Source organism: Thermogutta sp., assembly GCF_014359955.1.
Lineage (GTDB): Bacteria > Planctomycetota > Planctomycetia > Pirellulales > Thermoguttaceae > Thermogutta.
Map to the genome: position 1 here is coordinate 1 of NZ_JACIYL010000339.1, position 4,462 is coordinate 4,462.

The 4,462-nt window shown below is 57.6% G+C and carries 1 protein-coding gene and 1 pseudogene; both read left to right on the forward strand.

Annotated features, from left to right (window positions below):
- Positions 1 to 66 precede the first annotated feature (66 nt).
- Positions 67 to 3,390 (forward strand): annotated as a pseudogene (locus H5U08_RS19875) (efflux RND transporter permease subunit); the annotation flags it as partial.
- A gap of 256 nt (positions 3,391 to 3,646) precedes the next feature.
- The coding region (locus H5U08_RS10955) for an SIS domain-containing protein (RefSeq protein ID WP_297032941.1) at positions 3,647 to 4,462 on the forward strand (816 nt) is incomplete at its 3' end.

The following is a 4,462-nucleotide window of genomic DNA, read 5'->3' on the forward strand; positions in this document are numbered from 1 at the left end:
TTCGTTGTCCAGGCCCGCGTAGCCGCTGGCCATTGAGCGCTTGTTGACGATGATGGTCTTGGCGGCGTTAAAAAAACCTACGGAGTGGCACGCGAAGGGGCCGGATCAGTGATTTTGGAATTGCGAAGTGACGTCGCGGATCCGCAACGGGTCCTCGACGAAGTTCGCTCGGAAGTGGACCGCATTCCCAGTTTTCCGGAACTCGCCGAAAAACCCGAGGTTCGGCTCATCACTTTTCGCCGGGCTGCGATCACCGTGGGAGTGATCGGGCCCGATTCGGATGATCCCCGCGCTGAACGGGCGCTCCGCGAGCTGGCGGAAAAAGTCCGGGACGAACTGGTCGCGCTTCCCAACGTCAATCAGGCAGACCTGATGGGGGTTCGCCCGTACGAGATTTCTGTCGAAATACCTGAACATGTCCTCCGCAAATACGGGCTGACGTTGCAGCAGGTGGCCCAGATCATCCGCCGGGAAAATATTGAGGTCCCCGGCGGGACGCTTCGATCGCATGCTCAGGAAGTTCTGCTCCGTGGAAAAAGCAAGGGGCTGACGGGCAAGGAGATCGCTGAAATCCCCCTCATCACATCGCCGGATGGGACGATCCTGCGGCTCGGTGATGTGGCCACAGTTCGCGATGCCTTTGCGGATACGACGGCCTTCAGCCGGATCAACGGTCATCCGGGGATGGCCATCGTTGTTAGCAGTACGTCTGACGAGGACATCATCAAGACCACGCATGATGTTCATGAATATGTTGCCAGGAAAAAGTTGCCGCCGGGATATCAACTGGTGACCTGGGGCGATTTCTCGACCTACGTGCGGGATCGCCTCAATTTGCTGGCCCGCAATGGCCTGCAGGGGCTGATCATCGTCTTTGTGCTCCTCGCCATCTTCCTGGAGATTCATCTGGCGTTCTGGGTGGCCCTGGGTATCCCCATCGCGATGCTGGGAACGGCGATCATCATGCAATGGAGCGACCAGACGCTCAACATGATGTCGATGTTCGCGTTTCTGATGGCCCTGGGTATGCTCGTCGATGATGCCATCGTGATCGGTGAAAACGTTTACGTACACCGACAGATGGGCAAGAACTACATACAGGCGGCGGTGGACGGCACGGCCGAGGTGATTCCGTCCGTCACCACCTCGGTCATGACGACTGTGATTGCTTTTGCGCCGCTGTTCTTTGTGCCCGGAATTATGGGGAAATTCGTTTGGCTTTTGCCCTTTGGTGTGATCACGATGCTCCTGGTCTCCCTGGCAGAGGCGATTTTCGTCCTGCCCTGCCACCTTGCCCACGACCCGCGTCATCGCCGGGAACGTGAACGCCGCCTGATGGAGCTGGAAGATTCCGCAGATGAACAGGCTGCCGGGGGCGATGTGCCGGTGATTCGGGGGCGGCGGCGTCGCTGGTTGGTGCTCCTCTGGCGGATCGCCAGTGTGATTGTGATGGCGGCCGTTTTGATGTTTCTCGCCAGTGGTACCGTGCCTGGTGAGATGGCCTGGATTGTCTGGACGGCCGTCGTGCTGGCTGTCGGGCTTCCCATCCTGGGGCTGTATTTGCCGGCGATTGAGAAATTCACCAATGCGGTTAACTTTTATGCGGATTCGGTTTTGCAGAAGTTTATTGACCGGATTTACACGCCGGTTTTAAAGTTGGCTCTTCGGTTCGCTCCGATCAGTTTCAGTGTCGCCCTGGCTGCGTTGATCACGGCCTTGGGCCTTGTGGCATCGGGACTGGTTCCCTTCATTCCCTTTCCCAAGCTGGATTCGGAATTTTTGGAAGCGCAGGTTTACTATCCCGCTGGCACCCCCGAGGAGGTGACCAGGCGGGCCACTGCCGCGATGGAAGAGGCGATCTGGGAGATCGACCGAGAGTGGCGTGAAAAGGGAGTTCCGCTCGTCAAGACGGTCTATCGCGTGGTCGGGGAAACGTCGGCAGGAGCTTTGCGGGTAGGAAATGAACTTCCCACGGGCAGCCATTCCGGAAAGTTGGAAGTCGAGCTCGTCAACGCCGAACAGAGACCGATCACGAGTGAGGTGATCGTGAAACTGTGGCGAGAAAAGGCAATGAAGCTGGGGCGGAATTTCCCCGGGGCAGAGAGTGTCACTTTTCAAAGCCAGTCTCGGGGTCCCGGGGGAGCGCCCATCGAGTTCCGGCTCCTTGCACCCGTCCACAAAATGCAGGAACTGGAAGAGGTCGTGGAGAAATGCAAGGCCTACCTCGCTCAGGTTCCTGGCGTGTTTGACATCCAGGACGATGCACGTGCGGGAAAGTGGGAATTCCAGATAAAAACCAACGATAAAGCCAAGGCATTGGGGGTCACCCTGGCCGATCTGGCAGGGACTATCCGTGCTGCCTATTACGGTGAAGAGGCCATGCGCCTCCAGCGCGGCCGCCACGAAGTCAAAGTGATGGTGCGATATCCGGAGGATGAACGCCGCTCCCTGGCACACTTTGAAGACATTCGAATCCGCACGGGAAATGTGGAACGGCCGATCACAGAGCTGGCGCAAATTACCATTCAACGCGGTTATTCACAGATCAACCGGCTGGATCAGCTTCGCGCCGTCGCCATTACGGCTGACGTGGATGAGGCCGTGGTCAATTCGCAGAAGATCGTGGACGAGCTGAAATCGAAGATCATCCCGCAATTGCTTGCGGATCCCCGTTATTCGGAGATCCAGGTGCGGTGGGAGGGAACACAGGAGCAGACGAATGAATCCATCCAGGCCATGATCTGGGGATTGATGGTGGCCCTGGTGGCCATGTTCGCGCTGCTCACGCTGGAATTCCGATCCTATTTCCAGCCAATCATCATTATGCTCATCATCCCGTTCGGACTGGTGGGGGCAATCGTCGGACACGTTATCATGGGGATGCCTTTGACATTGATGAGCATCTTCGGGATGGTTGCCTTGACGGGTGTGGTCGTCAATGACTCGATCGTGCTGGTGGATTTCATCAACATGCGCGTTGAAAACGGCATGTCGGTGAAAGAAGCCATTGTCGATGCGGGAAGGCGGCGTGTGCGGCCGATTATGTTGACTTCGATCACGACGATTGGTGGTCTTGCGCCCTTGGTTTTCGAGCGATCCGTCCAGGCACAGTTCCTCATTCCCATGGCTGTGACGATTTGTTTCGGCCTGGCGTTCACCACTGTGCTTTGCCTGCTCCTGGTTCCCGTGGTGTATCTGCTCTATAGCTGGGTCATGCCGGTCAGGGTGGCGGAGGAACTGGAGGAAGGAACTGTTCCCGGCGGTACGGACAGAGAGAGAACTGTCCGGCGAGAGCCAGAAAGTGAACGTGTGCCGATTGCTGAGCCGGCGTTTTCGATGGAAGAACCGGCAGACACATCCGAGCCGTTCAACGCGCCGCGAAGTTTGTGACGGCACCCCTCTCTTTTTCAGAACAAAGCTCTTTGGGCACGCATTGTACGTCAAACAGCGGGCAGGCGCTGGTCCAGTAGCGTAGGCTGCCCAATGGTAAGGCCGAGCTGGTGAGCGTGGATAACCTCTGCCGGAGGTGTGCGCTGATCAGGCGGCCGGTTCCCTCTCACCCGGTCCCTCGATTTGGTAAAATGACGCGAACAGTGGAGGGACTTTATCTTTGCAAACCGACAGCCACCAGCAGGGAGAGTTTGTGATGAATCTGCGAGAGGAACGCTACGCCCGTTTCGCGCTGGTTCGCGAGATGATGGAAACACCCGAGATTCTCGCCCGTTTCGATCCTGCCGTGGCCGACGAAGCCTGCCGGATTGTGGAACAGACGAAACGGCTGTTTCTGACGGGCGAGGGGTCCAGCAGGATTTTTCCGGCCAAGAATCTCATCTACGAGAATCTGCGACGCGGCGGTGTGTGGACTATTGCCACCGACGGTGCCCGGCAGGCCCATGAGTACCGCCTGCAGGATTTCACGGTCTTCGCGGCCAGTAACAGCGGCAAGACCAAAGAGGTCATCTCCCTGTTTATGAAGCTGGCTGAGGAAAACCATCCGCGTCGATTGGGGTTGACAGCCAACAAAGGTGTCAAACTTGAAGAGGTAAGCACGCAGTGCTACCACCTGACGTGTGGTCCGGAAAACGCCGTGGCGGCCACGAAAAGCGTTGTCGAGCAGGCGCTGTTCTATCGGGCACTTCTGGCCCAGGCAGAGGGCGACGACCTGCTCCGCGTTTCGCGCACGGAAGCCGCGGAAGCAGCCCGCCAGGTTCTGGAAATGTCGATTGATCCTGGTCTGATTGAAAAGCTGGTGGCGGCACCGCTCATTTATTTTGCCGGGCGAAATAACGGCGTGGCCGAGGAGCTGACTCTCAAAACCAACGAAATCACCCGCAAAAAGAGCGATTTTCTGGAAGGCACGTACGCCGTCCACGGGATCGAAGAGGTGATGGATGCCAATGAAGTGATGGTGGTGATCGATCCTTTCCCGGCCGAAATGGAAAAGTTCCAGCAGGTGCTGGCG